The organism is Pseudomonas sp. GW821-FHT02B10 (genome assembly GCF_059421865.1).
Window position 1 is genome coordinate 85785 of record NZ_JBWKVU010000002.1, and the last position, 15294, is coordinate 101078.

A 15294-nucleotide genomic window follows, 5' to 3' on the forward strand; every position below is an offset into this window, starting at 1 on the left:
TGGCGACAGCCCACAGGTCATAACCTTAGCAGTGTAAAGAAACGGGCCGCGCCATGAAAAATGCCGAAACCCCGGTGGTCAAGCTGGTGCTCTACGGTGCCATGAGCAGCCTGGGCAGCGCGCTGATGGCGGAATTCCTGCGGCGCCAGCATGAAGTCATCGCCATCCTCGACGACCTGACGGCCCTCGCCCCCCTTCCCGGTTTGCGCACCAAATGCGGGGACCTGTTCGATGCCGAGCGGGTCAGGCAAAGCGTGGCCGGAGGCGACGTGGTGGCCTGCCTGCTGGATGCTCCGGGGCTGCCCATGGGCCTCGAACAGCAGGAAAACCTGCTGCTCGAACCCCGGGAGCAACTTCGCGCGGTCGAAGCGCTGATCGCTGGCATGCAGGCCGCGGGCGTCCGGCGCCTGTTCCTGGCGGGGCATTTCGAGGTGCTGGACCAGCCGGAGATGGAAGGCTACCCACCCCGCCAGACGGCCGAAGCCATCCTCGACGCGCTGCAAGGCAGCACCTTGCGCTGGACCCTGGTGAATGCGCCGCAAAGCGTACCCGGGCTGACCCTGGAACACTTCAGCCAGCCCGCCGGCAGCCTCCCGCCGAAGCTGGACGAGCCAGTGCAGCGACTCGCCCGGGTGGCGGCCGGCATCGCCGACGAACAGCAGTTGAACCTGCATGTGGGCGAACATGTGAATTTCGTGTGCTGAATCCTTATTGCGAGCAAGCTCGCGATGGCTTACGCCCCCGCTTCGAACCTCAGACCGCAATCGAAGGCAAGGCCAGCCCGGCCAGGGATTGCGCACTGTCGGCCTGCTCGGCCATCAGCCAGTCGAAAAACCGCTGGATCAACGGCCCGCGGCGTTTGCGCTGGGGCAGGACCACGTAATAGCCGTAGCGGGAGATCAGCGTTTCGTTGATCGGCCGGCACAACAGACCTTGCGCCAGCAAGTTATCCACAAGGTGGCGCCAGCCAATACCCACGCCCTGGCCGCCGATCGCCGCCTGGATCAGCAGGGTGTAGTTGTCGAAACGCAACTGCCCCGGCGCCGGCGGGGTGGCGATCCCCAGTTCGCGGAACACACCGCTCCAGTCGAACCAGTGGCTGCTGTTTTCCCCCTTCAAATGCAACAGCGGAAACTCCAGCAGCGAATGGGCGCCGAGGGGCAACGGTCGTTCCTTGAGCAAGAGCGGGCTGCACACCGGAAACACTTCCTCGTTGAACAGCCAATGGCTTTCACCCTGCTTGAACCGCCCATCGCCAAACAGCACCGCCACGTCGATATCGGTGCGCAGCATGTTATGGCTGCGCTCGCTGGTGACCAGGCTCACATCCACCTGTGGATTGGCGGCGTGGAAGCGATGCAGGCGCGGCATCAGCCAGTAGGCGGCAAAGGCGAAATCGGTGGCCACCTGCAGCACCTCGTGCTGGTGCTGGGCGGTGATGGCGCTCAGGCCGCTGTCGATGCTCTGCAAGCCGGCCTGCACCTGTTCGAACAACTGGCTGCCAGCCTCGGTCAGTTCGATGCCCCGGTAGATGCGGTCGAACAGCCGGGTGCCGAGCTGTTCCTCCAGCCGCTTGATCTGCTGGCTGATGGCCGGCTGGGTGGTGCCCAGCTCCACCGCCGCCGCAGTAAAGCTGCGCTGGCGCGCCGCCGCCTCGAAGACGCGGAACAGGTCCAGGGATAGATCGCCAAGCGCTTCATACATAAGCCGTGCTTATCCTAGTCATTGCCGTACAGGGGCTTTACCGCGAAAGCCACGGGTTACATCCTCGATCGCAGCACTTTCGCATAACTGCCTACTATGGAATGCCGCGAATACATGAAGCGCAAGAACATTCTTTTCATCATGGCCGATCAAATGGCCGCGCCAATGTTGCCGTTCTACGGTCCATCGCCCATCAAGCTGCCGCATCTGAGCCGCCTCGCCGCCCAGGGCGTGGTATTCGACGCCGCCTACTGCAACAGCCCGTTGTGCGCGCCCTCGCGTTTCACCCTGGTCAGCGGCCAATTGCCGAGCAAGATCGGCGCCTATGACAACGCCGCCGACTTCCCCGCCGACGTCCCGACCTACGCCCATTACCTGCGCCGCCTGGGCTACCGCACCGCACTGTCGGGCAAGATGCATTTCTGCGGCCCGGACCAACTGCACGGCTACGAAGAACGCCTGACCAGCGATATCTACCCGGCCGACTATGGCTGGGCGGTGAACTGGGACGAACCGGACGTGCGCCCGAGCTGGTACCACAACATGTCTTCGGTGCTGCAGGCCGGGCCATGCGTGCGCACCAACCAGCTGGATTTCGACGAAGAGGTGGTGTTCAAGGCCCGCCAGTACCTGTTCGATCACGTTCGCGAAGACGGCGACCAGCCGTTCTGCCTGACCGTGTCGATGACCCACCCGCACGACCCGTACACCATTCCCAAGGCCTTCTGGGACCTGTACCGCGACGAAGATATTCCGCTGCCACAGACCCCGGCCCAGGACGCGCTCGACCCGCATTCCCAGCGCCTGCTCAAGGTCTACGACCTGTGGGACAAGCCGCTGCCTGTGGATAAGATCCGCGATGCGCGTCGTGCCTATTTCGGTGCGTGCAGCTATATCGACAGCAACGTCGGCAAACTCCTGAAAACCCTGGAGGAAACCGGGCTGAGCGACGACACCATCATTGTCTTCTCCGGCGACCACGGCGACATGCTCGGCGAGCGCGGCCTCTGGTACAAAATGCACTGGTTCGAAATGGCCGCGCGGGTGCCGCTGCTGGTCAGCGCGCCGGGGCAGTTCGCCGCCGGACGGGTAAGCCAGGCGGTCTCGACCGCCGACCTGCTGCCGACCCTGGTGGAACTGGCCGGAGGCCAAATGCAACCGGGCCTGGCGCTGGATGGCCGCTCCCTGGTGCCGCACCTGCAGGGGCAGGGCGGGCATGACGAAGTCTTCGGCGAGTACATGGCCGAAGGCACCATCAGCCCGCTGATGATGATTCGCCGCGGCCGCTACAAGTTCATCTACAGCGAAGACGACCCGTGCCTGCTGTTCGATGTGGCCAACGACCCGCACGAGCAGGAAGAACTCAGCCAATCGCCGCAACATCGCCCGCTATTCGAGGATTTTCTCCGCGAAGCACGGGCCAAGTGGGATATCCCGGCCATCCATCAACAGGTACTCGCCAGCCAGCGCCGCCGTCGCTTCGTCGCGGGCGCCTTGAGCCTCGGCAAACTGAAGAGCTGGGACCACCAGCCACTGGTCGACGCCAGTGCGCAATACATGCGCAACCACATCGACCTCGACGATCTGGAGCGCAAGGCTCGTTATCCACAACCCTGCCAAAACCAATAACGTAAGGGGAAGAGCATGCAAAGGTTATCCACAGCAGTGACGGCCGCGCTTCTGGCGCTGGGCAGTGTTTCGGTCCCGGCCCTGGCCTGGGCCGAACAAGGTTGCGAGACGGTGAAGATGGCCGACCCGGGCTGGAGCGACATCGCCGCCACCAACGCCATCGCCGGTTTCCTGCTGGACGGCATGGGCTACAAGGCCAAGATCGACACCCTGGCGGTACCGATCACCTTCGGCGGGCTCAAGGACGGCCAGGTGGATGTGTTCCTGGGCAACTGGATGCCGGCGCAGCAGGGCTTCTACGACAAGTTTGTGGCCAATGGCGATGTCACCCAGCTGGCGAAGAACCTGGACGGCACCGAGTTCACCCTGGCGGTGCCGGATTATGTCTGGGACGCCGGCGTGCATGACTTCAACGACCTGAATAAGTACGCAGACAAGTTCGACAAGAAGCTCTACGGCATCGGCTCCGGGGCCCCGGCCAACCTGTCGTTGCAGGAGATCATCAAGAAGAACGACTTCGACCTTGGCCAGTGGAAACTGATCGAGTCCAGCGAACAGGCGATGCTCGCCGAAGTCTCGCGGGCGGTGAAACGGCAGAAGTTCGTCACCTTCCTCGGCTGGACCCCACACCCGATGAACGTGCAGCTGAAAATGCATTACCTCAAGGGCGGCGAGAAGTACTTCGGCGACACCGGCAGCGTCTACACCCTGACCCGCAAGGGGTATGCACAGGCCTGCCCGAACGTCGGCAAACTGCTGAGCAACCTGAGCTTCACCCAGGAAATGGAGAACAGCATCATGGCCGAGGTGGCCAACAAGAAGGTCAGCAACTTTGACGCAGCCAAGGCCTGGATCAAGGCCAACCCGGCAGTGCTGGGCAAGTGGCTGGACGGGGTGAAGACCCTCGACGGCAAGGATGCGCTGCCGGCGGTGCAGGCCAAGCTGTAATCCACCTGTAGCCGCTGCCGCAGGCTGCGATCGACCCGAAGGGGCGCAGGGTTTTCGAGCCCGTTGAGGTCCTGTGGACCTATCGCAGCCTGCGGCAGCGGCTACAACCGTCACTGACGGGCCTTGCACGCTCCGATCTGACACTCCACCCTGACGCCTTTCGCCCCATCCCGACCGCGAGGACCCATGGCCTGGCCCAATCGCCATTCACTCTTGCCCTTCCTGAGCTGGCTGCCCCGGCAGACCCGCGCCAGCGTCGGGCGCGACCTGCTGGTGGGCCTGAGCGGCGCCATCCTCGCCCTGCCGCAATCGATCGCCTATGCGCTGATCGCCGGCCTGCCACCGGAATACGGCCTGTATGCCGCCGTCGTCCCGGTGCTGATCGCCTGCCTGTGGGGTTCTTCCTGGCACCTGATCTGTGGCCCGACCGCGGCGATTTCCATCGTCCTCTACGCCAGCGTCAGCCCCCTGGCGATGCCGGCGTCCCAGGACTACATCACCCTGATCCTGCTGCTGACCTTGCTCGCCGGCCTGTTCCAGTGGCTGCTGGGGTTGTTGCGCTTCGGTGCGCTGGTGAACTTCGTGTCCCATTCGGTGGTGCTCGGCTTCACCCTCGGCGCCGCGGTGGTGATCGCCCTGGGGCAATTGCCCAACCTGCTGGGCCTGGACTTGCCGAGCGAAGCCACCGCGCTGAACAGCCTGACCTCGCTGTTCGCCCATCTCGATGCCGTGGATAAACCCTCGCTGATCCTCGGCCTGGGCACGCTGATCGTCGGCCTGGCGCTGAAGCTGCTGGTGCCGCGCTGGCCCTCGCTGCTGATCAGCCTGATCCTCAGCGCTCTGGTGGTGTGGCTGTGGCCGGCGCTGTTCGGCCAGGTAAAACTGGTCAGCGCCTTTACCGGCCGGCTGCCGCCGTTCAGCCCGCTGCCGCTGGACCTGGACATGATCCTGCGCCTGCTGCCCAGCGCCGTGGCGGTGGGCATGCTGGGGCTGGTGACCAGCCTGTCGATCGCCCGCTCGCTGTCGGCACGCTCCGAACAGTTGCTCGATGCCAACCAGGAAGTCCGCGCCCAGGGCCTGTCGAATATCGTCGGCGCGTTTTTCTCCGGCTATCTGTCGTCCGGCTCTTTTACCCGCTCCGGCCTGAGCTACGAGGCCGGCGCCTGTTCGCCGCTGGCCGGAGTGTTCTCAGCATTGTGGGTGGCCCTGTTCGCCGTGGCCGGCGCGGCACTGATCGCGCATATCCCGATCCCGGCCATGGCCGGGAGCATCCTGCTGATCTGCTGGGGCCTGGTGGACCACCGCGGCATTCGCGCGCTGTTCCGGGTCAGCCGCGCCGAGTTCGTGGTGATGGGCCTGACCTGTGTCGCCACCTTGCTGTTGGAGTTGCAGACGGCGATCTACGCCGGGGTCCTGGCGTCGCTGTTCTTCTACCTCAAGCGCACCTCGCAACCGCGCGTGCAGCACGGACGCGAAGGCGACGAGGACATCCTGCGGGTCGGCGGCTCGATCTTTTTCGGCGCCAGCCATTACCTGCAAGTGCGCATGCAACGCTGCCATGCGCCGCGCCTGGTGATCGACGCCCGGCAGATCAACTTCATCGACTATTCCGGGGTGGCCATGCTGCACCAGGAAGCCCGCCGCCTGCTGCGGCAGAACCGCAGCCTGACCCTGCGTCGCGCGCGGGCCTCGGTGATCGAAGAGTTGAGAAAGCTCGAAGGCGCGGAGAAATGCCCGATCCGGTTTGAGGATTGATTGCCGGTTGCAGCGCGGTAATAGCGGCGAAGCGTTTGCGGGCAAGCCTCGCTCCTACGCAAGCAAGCGTTTCTGTAGGAGCGAGGCTTGCCCGCGATCAACGATGACGCGATCTGTCAGAGCGCCAGCTGGCGCCGCAGCTCCGCCAGCACCGGCGCAGTGTCCGGACGCACGCCGCGCCACAGGAAGAAGGCTTCCGCCGCCTGCTCGGCGAGCATGCCCAGGCCATCCATGGAAATCGCCGCGCCGTATTGGCTGGCCCAGCGACAGAAGGCGGTCGGCTCCTTGCCATACATCATGTCGTAGCACACCGTCTTGCCCGGCTCGATCAGGCTGGCGGCAATCGGCGGCACATCGCCGGTGAGGCTTGCCGAGGTGGCGTTGATGATCAGGTCCACCGGCTCGCGCAACCAGTCGAAACCACTGGCCGACACCGGCCCGAGGTCGCTGAACAGCTCGGCCAGCAGCTCGGCCTTTTCCACCGTGCGGTTGGCGATGATCACCGATGCCGGCTGCTCCGCCAGCAGCGGCTCCAGCGCGCCACGCACCGCGCCGCCGGCCCCCAGCAGCAGAATGCGTTTGCCCTTGAGGCTGAAGCCGGCGTTGACCGTCAGGTCGCGCACCAGGCCCGCGCCGTCGGTGTTGTCGCCCAACAGGCTGCCATCGGCGAGCTTGCTCAAGGTATTCACCGCGCCGGCGCGCTGGGCGCGGGCGGTCAGGCTGTCGGCCAGGCGGTAGGCATCCTCCTTGAACGGCACCGTGACATTGGCGCCACGCCCGTCAGCGAAGAACCCGCGGGCACAGCCGGCGAAATCGTCGAGGGGCGCCAGCAGGGTGGTGTAGACCAGCCGCTGCGCCGTCTGCTCGGCGAACAGCCGATGAATCAGCGGCGACTTGCTGTGGCCGATCGGGTTACCAAAAACGACGTACTGATCCATCCAATAAAACCCTCATGCACATCCCTGTAAGGAACCAGCTTGCTGGCGACAGGGACGCTGCGCTGTTCTGTTCAATCGCATTATCGTCCAGCGCCGGCCAGCCGGCTGCAACGCTTTACGCAGAGCCCGCCAGCCAGTCGCGGTCCTGCAGGAAATATTCGGTCAGGCGCGCTTCTTCGCTGCCCGGCTCGGCTTTCCAGTCGTAGCCCCAGCGCACCTGCGGCGGCAGGGACATGAGGATCGACTCGGTACGCCCGCCCGATTGCAGGCCGAACAGGGTGCCTCGGTCATAGACCAGGTTGAACTCGACATAGCGACCGCGACGGTATTCCTGGAACTCGCGCTGCTTCTCGGTATAGCCCAGGGCCTTGCGGCGCTGGACGATCGGCAGGTAGGCCTCGAGGTAGGCGTCGCCGATGGCGCGCATGAAGGCGAAGCTGGTGTCGAAGTCCCACTCGTTGAGGTCGTCGAAGAACAGGCCGCCGATGCCCCTCGGTTCATTGCGATGCTTGATATGGAAGTAGCTGTCGCACCAGGCCTTGTAGCGCGGGTAGACGTCCGGGCCGAAGGGCGCGCAGGCCTTTTGTGCGACGCGGTGCCAGTGCACGCAGTCTTCCTCGTTGGCGTAGTAGGGGGTCAGGTCGAAACCGCCGCCGAACCACCAGACCGGCTCTTCGCCTGCCTTTTCGGCGATGAAGAACCGTACGTTGGCATGGGAAGTCGGCACATGCGGGTTGTGCGGGTGGATCACCAGCGACACGCCCAGCGCCTCGAAACCACGGCCGGCCAGTTCCGGCCGGTGGGCGCTAGCGGACGGCGGCAAGCCGCTGCCGAACACGTGGGAGAAGTTGACGCCGCCTTTCTCGATCACTGTACCGTCGGCAATCACCCGGGTGCGCCCGCCACCGCCGGCCGGTCGGGTCCAGGCGTCTTCGACGAAGCGCGTACCGCCGTCTTCGGCTTCCAGGGCGGCGCAAATACGGTCTTGCAGGTCGAGCAGGTAGGCTTTTACGGCCTCGGTGCGGGTAGTCATGGCATCACCTTGAATCGGGCAAAGCTACGCGGCGCCAGGGATACAGCAGGGGGCCTGCGCAAATGGGCGCGTAGCATAACACCGCACAGGGGCCGGCCGCAGTTGACGGCGGTCAAGCATAGGAGTCCGATAAGGCACTTTCGCGACACGACCGAGGAGAGAGTGCAGATGGCCAAACGTATCCAGTTCCGGGCCCATGGCGGCCCGGAAGTGCTTGAGTATGTGGATTACCAACCCGCCGAACCGGGCCCGCAACAGGTCCGCGTGAGCAACAAGGCCATCGGCCTGAACTTCATCGACACCTACTACCGCAGCGGCCTCTACGCGCCACCGGCCTTGCCATCGGGCCTGGGCGCCGAAGGGGCCGGGGTGGTCGAGGCGGTGGGCATCGCCGTGACCCGCTTCAAGGTCGGCGATCGCGTGGCCTATGGCAGCGGCCCGCTGGGCGCCTACAGCGAAGTGCATGTGCTGCCCGCGGACAATTTGGTGCACCTGCCGGACAGCATCAGCTTCGAACAGGCGGCCGGGGTGATGCTCAAGGGCCTGACCGTGCAGTACCTGCTGCGCCAGACCTACGAGCTCAAGGGCGGTGAAACCGTGCTGTTCCACGCCGCCGCGGGCGGGGTCGGGCTGCTCGCCTGCCAGTGGGCCAAGGCCCTGGGGGTGAAGCTGATCGGTACCGTCAGCTCGCCGCAGAAAGCCGCGCTGGCGAAATCCCTCGGTGCGTGGGAAACCATCGACTACAGCCATGAAGACGTGGCCAAGCGCGTGCTGGAGCTGACCGACGGCAAGAAATGCCCGGTGGTCTACGATGGCGTGGGCAAGGACACTTGGCTGACCTCGCTGGACTGCCTGCAACCGCGGGGCCTGATGGTCAGCTTCGGCAACGCCTCGGGCGCGGTAGAGGGGGTCAACCTGGGCATCCTGGCGGCCAAGGGCTCGCTGTACGTCACCCGTCCGACCCTGGGCACCTACGCCAACAACGCCGAGAACTTGCAGGCCATGGCCGACGATCTGTTCGCCATGATCGCCAGCGGCAAGTTGAAGATCGAGATCGGCCAGCGTTATCCGCTGGCGGAAGCGGCGAAGGCGCAGACCGAACTGTCAGCGCGACGCACCACGGGTTCGACCATTCTGTTGCCTTGAAATGCTTCACGGGCAAGCCTCGCTCCTACGGATGTGGGTCGTAGGAGCGAGGCTTGCCCGCGATAAACGATGACGCGGTGTCAGGCCGGACGCACGATCTTGCCGGTCACCAGGTCGCGGATCAGGCTCGGATTCTTGCGCCCGCCCAGGCTGCCGCCCAGGACCATGTCCAACTGCCCGCGGAAATACTGCTCGACGCGAATCCGCGTGCGGGCCGCAGGGCGCCCCTGGGGGTTGGCCGAGGTGGAAATCAGCGGTCCCACCAAGGCGCACAACTCACGCACCAGTGGATGATCGCTGACTCGCAGGGCCACGGTGTCGTGGACCCCGGTGACCCATTCCGGCAACAGATTCTGATGGGGGACCAGCCAGGTGTTCGGGCCCGGCCAGGTGCTGGCCATGCGATCGAGCCATTCCTGGGGAAAATCCTCGAAGAGAAAATCGAACTGGCGGATGTTGTCGGCGATCAGGATCAGGCCCTTGTCCACGGAGCGCGACTTGATGGCCAGCAACCGGTCCACCGCCTCTTCGTTCCACGGGTCGCAACCCAACCCCCAGACTGCTTCGGTTGGATAGGCAATCACCGCCCCTGCGCGAATTTCTCGTGCGGCTTGTTGCACACGCCAACTGCTGACCATTGCTGACTCTCCGGATTAAGGCTGTGCGCAGTTTACCGATCCTGCCTATAAAGCCTAGGGTCTGTACGAAAAGTCGGCGAGCGAAGGTCAGGCAAGGCGCAACGACCAGCGGGAGTAACAGCCAAGGGCTGGCCCGAAGGGTGAGCGAGCGAATCAAAACAGGCGAGGAACGGCCGGGGTCGCGTTCGACTTTAGGGGCCTAAATGAGCATTCCGAGCCTGTTTTTAACGCAGCATGGCCGAGCGCAGCCACTTTTCGTACAGAGCCTTAGCCTTTTGCCCGGGCAAACCAGCAGCCGCCTTCGCACGTCGCCTGACCCTCCAGCTCCAGTTCGGTGAGCGCCGCCAGCACCCTGGGCAGGCTCCAGCCACTGGCCTGCACCAGGCCCTCGCTGGTCTGCGGCGCGGCATGCAACAGCGCCAGCAACGGGTGAGCGGGCGCGGCTGTTGGCGGGGCTGCGGATAACGGCAGCCGTTGCCAGCCACGCAGGGCTTCGAGGATATGTTCGATGGTTTCCACCAGCACCGCGCCATCGCGAATCAGCTGATGACAGCCCCGGGCCCCGGGGTGATGGATCGACCCGGGTATCGCATACACCTCGCGGCCTTGCTCGGCGGCGAGCCGGGCGGTGATCAGCGAACCGCTGGCGACGCTGGCCTCCACCACCAGCACGCCAAGGGACAGGCCGCTGATGATCCGGTTGCGCCGGGGAAAGTGGCTGGCGTGAGGCCCGGTCTCCAGCGGGAACTCGGAAACCAGCGCGCTGCCCTGGGCAATCATGGCATCGGCCAGGCGCCGGTTGCGCTGTGGATAAAATTTTTCCAGGCCGGTGCCGAGCACGCCGACAGTCTGCCCGCCGACCTCCAGGGCGGCCTGGTGCGCCGCGCCATCGATCCCCAGCGCCAGGCCGCTGGTGATGACAAAACCGGCCGCGGCCAGGCTGCGGGAAAAGGCCGCGGCGGTGTCCATCCCGGGCCGCGAAGCGCGACGGCTGCCGACCACCGCCAACTGCGGTTTTTCCAGGATGCGTGGGTCGCCGGCAACAAACAGCAGCGGTGGCGCATCGGCGATTTCATTCAACAGCGGCGGGTAGCCCGGCTGGTCCCACATCAGTAAATGCTGGCCCGGACGCTCCAGCCAGGCCAATGCATGGCTAGCGCCATCACGCACTTCGGCGTTGCGCCGAGCCTCGGCCGCGCCCGCCGGCAGGCCCAGCGCGCGCCAGGCACTGGCCGGTGCGCTGATGGCCTTGGAGGCCGAACCGAAGGCTTCGAGCAGCAGCTGAAAACGCTTCGGGCCGAGGTCCGGCAAGCGGTGCAAACGTAGGCGGGCTTCCAGTTCCGCGGGGGAAACCGGAGCCTGGGCAGGCAGTGACATAGGATCATCCTTGATCGTTATAAGCCCGGTCGCAGCTGGAATAAGCTGTGGATAACTCTGTTGGTAACTTGTTGAGGATTTTTACGGGTTACGGACTTTGTCCATGATCGCCAGGGAACGGGAAGCGTTGAGCACCAGGCCGTAACTGAGCTTGTCGTAGGTGCGGAAAACCATCAGCAGACCGGCCCGCTCATCCGGCATTTTCACCTGTCCACCGGCCACCCGGTCGCGCACGGTTTCGCCGGTTTTCATTACCGCCAGCACGTTGCCTTCAGCCAGGCCATCGCGCCGCCCCTTGTTCAACGTCACCACATCCAGCGCGCCGATCTGGGTGACACCCCGTGGCACGTCGATGATCAGGCCCTCGACCGCCCGGCTCGGCGCGCTGGGGACAAAGGTCGAGTTGATAGTCCGTGGCTCGCCGCCGAACAGGCGGTCGCCCAGGCGCACTTCCTGGGTGGTGCGCTGCAATTGCAGGGTGGCGATATCGCCCTCGACCGCGACCACCTCGCCGCCGCCGATTTCGTCGGCGTTGATTCCCAGCAGTTCGCCGCTCTGCGGGTCGGTGTAGGTCTTGCCCTGACGGAAGATGCCATAGGCCGCTTGCTCCGGGTCGAAGCGGCCGCGCGCGAAGATCCGGTCGCCGGTGCCGCTGAGTACCCGTTCGGCATCGCCGGCGACTATGTAGGGCGCGCTGTCGAAGGCGTCGGCCCGGTCGAGGATGCGGTTGCTCAGCAGAAAGCTGTCGATGGCCTGCAGTGGAATGCTCGGGATCGCCTCGACCAGTGGCGTGCGACGCACCTGGGGCGAGAGCTTGACGGTGCCCCGGGAAGCGCCGCGCTCCAGGGTCAGGCGTGGTTCGCCATCGACCCGGACCAGCGCCAGGGAGTCGCCGGGGTAGATCAAATCGGGGTCGGCGAGGCTGGAATTGGCCTGCCAGAGCGCCGGCCATTGCCAGGGATCGCGCAGGAAGCGATTGGCGATGCTCCACAAGGTATCGCCCGCCACTACGGTGTAGCGCTGTGGATAACCCTCCCGGAGCGGCACCTGCGCCTGGCCGAAACCGGCCCAGCCCACGAGCAGCAAGGCGAGTAGTGATTTCCTCATGCGGTGAATCCCTTTATTATGTGTATTCGCGTGAAACGCCAGCGCCTGTGCGCTCCCTGCTCCTGACCGAGCACGTTTTACAACGGTTGCCCTTCCAGAACCCGCAAGGCCTCCGACTCCGAACTTACTTCACACGTGTAGCAATTACGCTTATGGCCATTTTAAACATCCTCGAATTCCCCGACTCGCGCCTGCGCACTATCGCCAAACCAGTGGCCGTAGTGGACGACGAAGTGCGTCAGTTGGTCGACGACATGTTTGAAACAATGTATGAGGCGCCCGGCATCGGCCTGGCCGCTACCCAGGTCAACGTGCACAAGCGCATCGTGGTCATGGACCTGTCCGAAGACCGCAGCGAGCCACGGGTGTTCATCAACCCCGAGTTCGAAGCGCTCACCGACGAAATGGGCCAGTACCAGGAAGGCTGCCTGTCGGTACCGGGCTTCTACGAGAACGTCGATCGTCCGCAACGCGTGAAAATCAAGGCCCTGGACCGTGACGGCCAACCTTACGAACTGATCGCCGAAGGCCTGCTCGCGGTGTGCATCCAGCACGAATGCGACCACCTCAACGGCAAATTGTTCGTCGATTACCTGTCCACGCTCAAACGCGACCGGATCAAGAAGAAGCTGGAAAAGCAGCATCGTCAGCAAGCTTGATTCCCTTCTTCCAAAGGCTTGCAGCGGCAAGCCTTTTTCTTTTCCGCGTGTTTATTACCGAGAACTCCCATGACTGAGCCACTGCGCATCGTCTTTGCCGGCACCCCGGAATTCGCCGCCGAACACCTCAAGGCCCTGCTCGACAGCCCTTACGAGATCGTCGCGGTCTACACCCAACCGGACCGCCCGGCCGGGCGCGGGCAAAAGCTGATGCCGAGCCCGGTCAAGCAGCTGGCGCTGGAGCACCACATCCCCGTGCTGCAACCGCCGACCCTGCGCGACCCGCAGGCCCAGGCCGAACTGGCGGCCCTCGCGCCGGACCTGATGGTAGTGGTCGCCTACGGCCTGATCCTGCCGCAGGCGGTGCTGGATATTCCGCGCCTGGGCTGCATCAACAGCCACGCCTCGCTGCTGCCACGCTGGCGCGGGGCGGCGCCGATCCAGCGCGCCGTGGAAGCCGGCGACGCGCTGAGTGGCGTGACCGTGATGCGCATGGAAGCCGGCCTGGACACCGGGCCGATGCTGCTCAAGGTCAGCACCCCGATCAGCGCCACCGACACTGGCGGCAGCCTGCATGACCGTCTCGCCGAAATGGGCCCGCCCGCCGTGGTGCAGGCCATCGCCGGCCTCGCCGCCGCAACCCTGCAAGGCGAAGTGCAGGACGACAGCCTGGCCACCTACGCCCACAAACTGAACAAGGACGAAGCGCGGATCGACTGGAGCCGCCCGGCGCTGGAGCTGGAGCGCCTGGTGCGAGCCTTCAACCCCTGGCCGATCTGCCACAGCACGCTGAACGGCGAAGCGCTGAAGGTGCTGGCCGCCAGCCTCGCCGAAGGCAAGGGCGTGCCGGGCACCATCCTCGGCGCCAGCAAGGACGGCCTGCTCGTCGCTTGCGGTGAGCAGGCGCTGTGCCTGACCCGCCTGCAATTGCCCGGCGGCAAGGCGCTGAACTTCAGCGACCTGTTCAACAGCCGTCGCGAGAAATTCGCCACCGGCACCGTGCTCGGACAAGCGGCGGACGCCCAATGAACCCGCGTCTGGCCGCCGCCAAGGCCCTGACCTCGGTCCTCAACGGCAAAGCCTCGCTCAACAGCTCGCTGCCAACCCTGCTGGACAAGGTCGAAGCACGCGATCGCGGCTTCACCCAGGACCTGGCTTTCGGCACCGCGCGCTGGCAGCCACGGCTGGCGGCGCTGGCCGCCAAACTGTTGCAGAAGCCGTTCAAGGCGGCCGATGCCGACGTCGAGGCGCTGCTGCTGGTGGGCCTCTATCAGTTGCTCTATACCCGCGTCCCGGCGCATGCCGCCATCGGCGAAACCGTGGGCTGCGCCGACAAGCTGAAAAAGCCCTGGGCCAAGGCACTGATCAATGCCGTGCTGCGCCGCGCCCAACGCGAGAGCGAAGCACTGTTCGCCGAGCTGGAACGCGACCCCGTGGTGCGTACCGCCCATCCGCGCTGGCTGCAAAAGTCCCTCAAGGCATTCTGGCCCGAGCAGTGGGAAGCCATCTGCGCCGCCAACAACGCCCACCCGCCGATGATCCTGCGGGTCAACCGCCGCCATCATTCCCGCGCCGCTTACCTCCAGCTGCTGAGCGAGGCCGGCGTTGCCGCCAAGCCTTGCGTCTATAGCCAGGACGGCATCGTGCTCGATGAAGCCGCCGACGTGCGCGCCCTGCCGGGCTTCGCCGAAGGCTGGATCAGCGTGCAGGACGAAGCCGCGCAACTGGCCGCCGAGTTGCTGGAACTGGCGCCGGGACAGCGGGTGCTGGACGCCTGCTGCGCGCCCGGCGGCAAGACCTGCCACATCCTCGAAGTCGAGCCCGCGCTGGCCGGCGTGGTCGCGCTGGACCTGGAGGCCAAGCGCCTGGTGCGCGTCCAGGAGAACCTCGACCGCCTGGGGCTGAACGCCGAGCTGATCGCCGCCGACGGCCGCGACACCGCCGCCTGGTGGGACGGCAAGCCGTTCCAGCGCATCCTGCTGGACGCGCCATGCTCGGCCACCGGGGTGATCCGCCGCCACCCGGATATCAAGCTCACCCGTCAGGCCGACGACATCGCCGCCCTGGCCAGTCTGCAAGGCGAACTGCTGGACGCCATGTGGTCGACCCTGGAAGTCGGCGGCATCCTGCTGTACGCCACCTGCTCGACCTTGCCGACCGAAAACACCGAGGTCATCGAGGCTTTCCTGGCCCGTACCCCGGGTGCTCGCGAACTGGACATCGCCGGGCAACTGGGTCAGCCTCCGGCCGGCCTGAAGCAGCCCCACGGTCGCCAGCTACTGGCGCAAGAGGGCGGCCACGACGGGTTCTACTACGCCAAGCTAATCAAGATTGCCGCCGCGCGCGGTTAAGAAAGGTTC

Annotated in this window: 14 protein-coding genes; 8 read left to right on the top strand and 6 right to left on the bottom strand. The window is 65.2% G+C overall.

Annotation, left to right across the window (positions count from 1 at the left end):
* Positions 1-53 precede the first annotated feature (53 nt).
* Positions 54-704 carry an NAD(P)-dependent oxidoreductase gene (locus AC07VU_RS04210; protein ID WP_277589915.1) on the top strand — a complete coding sequence of 217 codons (651 nt, stop codon included), beginning with the start codon at positions 54-56 and terminating at the stop codon, positions 702-704.
* 49 nt (positions 705-753) lie between these two features.
* Here AC07VU_RS04210 and AC07VU_RS04215 read toward each other — a convergent pair whose 3' ends face one another.
* A complete protein-coding gene (locus AC07VU_RS04215; protein ID WP_277589914.1) occupies positions 754-1704 on the bottom strand; it encodes a choline sulfate utilization transcriptional regulator in 951 nt (316 codons plus the stop codon).
* A 114-nt stretch (positions 1705-1818) separates the two neighbouring features.
* Here AC07VU_RS04215 and betC point away from each other — a divergent pair, with 114 nt between their 5' ends.
* From betC to AC07VU_RS04230, 3 genes are all read left to right on the top strand, one after another.
* On the top strand, positions 1819-3333 hold the full coding sequence (gene betC / locus AC07VU_RS04220; protein WP_274305126.1) for a choline-sulfatase: 1515 nt from the start codon (positions 1819-1821) through the stop codon (positions 3331-3333).
* A 15-nt stretch (positions 3334-3348) separates the two neighbouring features.
* A complete protein-coding gene (gene choX / locus AC07VU_RS04225; RefSeq protein ID WP_150053056.1) occupies positions 3349-4281 on the top strand; it encodes a choline ABC transporter substrate-binding protein in 933 nt (310 codons plus the stop codon).
* A 186-nt stretch (positions 4282-4467) separates the two neighbouring features.
* Complete coding sequence (locus tag AC07VU_RS04230; protein ID WP_277589913.1) at positions 4468-6036, top strand: SulP family inorganic anion transporter; 1569 nt, start codon at positions 4468-4470, stop codon at positions 6034-6036.
* Positions 6037-6152: 116 nt separating this feature from the next.
* Here the strand turns inward: AC07VU_RS04230 and aroE are convergent, their stop codons facing one another.
* Both aroE and hemF read right to left on the bottom strand, forming a co-directional pair.
* Positions 6153-6974, bottom strand: a complete 822-nt coding sequence (gene aroE / locus AC07VU_RS04235; RefSeq protein WP_277589912.1) for a shikimate dehydrogenase — start codon at positions 6972-6974, stop codon at positions 6153-6155.
* 115 nt (positions 6975-7089) lie between these two features.
* Positions 7090-8007, bottom strand: a complete 918-nt coding sequence (hemF, locus tag AC07VU_RS04240) for an oxygen-dependent coproporphyrinogen oxidase (protein ID WP_009041486.1) — start codon at positions 8005-8007, stop codon at positions 7090-7092.
* A 168-nt stretch (positions 8008-8175) separates the two neighbouring features.
* On the opposite strand from hemF, the gene AC07VU_RS04245 reads away from it, so the two are divergent.
* A complete protein-coding gene (locus AC07VU_RS04245) occupies positions 8176-9153 on the top strand; it encodes an NADPH:quinone reductase (RefSeq protein WP_277589911.1) in 978 nt (325 codons plus the stop codon).
* 80 nt (positions 9154-9233) lie between these two features.
* On the opposite strand, the gene tsaC is transcribed toward AC07VU_RS04245, so the two are convergent.
* The 3 genes from tsaC to AC07VU_RS04260 all read right to left on the bottom strand — a co-directional run bounded on the left by tsaC (position 9234) and on the right by AC07VU_RS04260 (position 12275).
* On the bottom strand, positions 9234-9791 hold the full coding sequence (tsaC, locus tag AC07VU_RS04250; RefSeq protein WP_007926207.1) for an L-threonylcarbamoyladenylate synthase type 1 TsaC: 558 nt from the start codon (positions 9789-9791) through the stop codon (positions 9234-9236).
* Positions 9792-10058: 267 nt separating this feature from the next.
* Positions 10059-11168 carry a DNA-processing protein DprA gene (gene dprA / locus AC07VU_RS04255; protein ID WP_495029547.1) on the bottom strand — a complete coding sequence of 370 codons (1110 nt, stop codon included), beginning with the start codon at positions 11166-11168 and terminating at the stop codon, positions 10059-10061.
* Between the two features lie 81 nt (positions 11169-11249).
* Positions 11250-12275: a LysM peptidoglycan-binding domain-containing protein gene (locus AC07VU_RS04260; RefSeq protein WP_274305122.1), complete on the bottom strand. Its 1026-nt coding sequence runs from the start codon at positions 12273-12275 to the stop codon at positions 11250-11252.
* Positions 12276-12427: 152 nt separating this feature from the next.
* Here AC07VU_RS04260 and def point away from each other — a divergent pair, with 152 nt between their 5' ends.
* The 3 genes from def to rsmB all read left to right on the top strand — a co-directional run bounded on the left by def (position 12428) and on the right by rsmB (position 15285).
* Positions 12428-12934 (top strand): peptide deformylase, encoded by a 507-nt coding sequence (gene def / locus AC07VU_RS04265; protein ID WP_009041482.1) that lies wholly within the window; start codon positions 12428-12430, stop codon positions 12932-12934.
* 69 nt (positions 12935-13003) lie between these two features.
* Positions 13004-13963 (top strand): methionyl-tRNA formyltransferase, encoded by a 960-nt coding sequence (fmt, locus tag AC07VU_RS04270; protein ID WP_274305121.1) that lies wholly within the window; start codon positions 13004-13006, stop codon positions 13961-13963.
* A complete protein-coding gene (rsmB, locus tag AC07VU_RS04275) occupies positions 13960-15285 on the top strand; it encodes a 16S rRNA (cytosine(967)-C(5))-methyltransferase RsmB (protein ID WP_277589909.1) in 1326 nt (441 codons plus the stop codon). Before fmt ends, rsmB begins: the two co-directional genes overlap by 4 nt.
* The last annotated feature ends 9 nt before the right edge of the window (positions 15286-15294 follow it).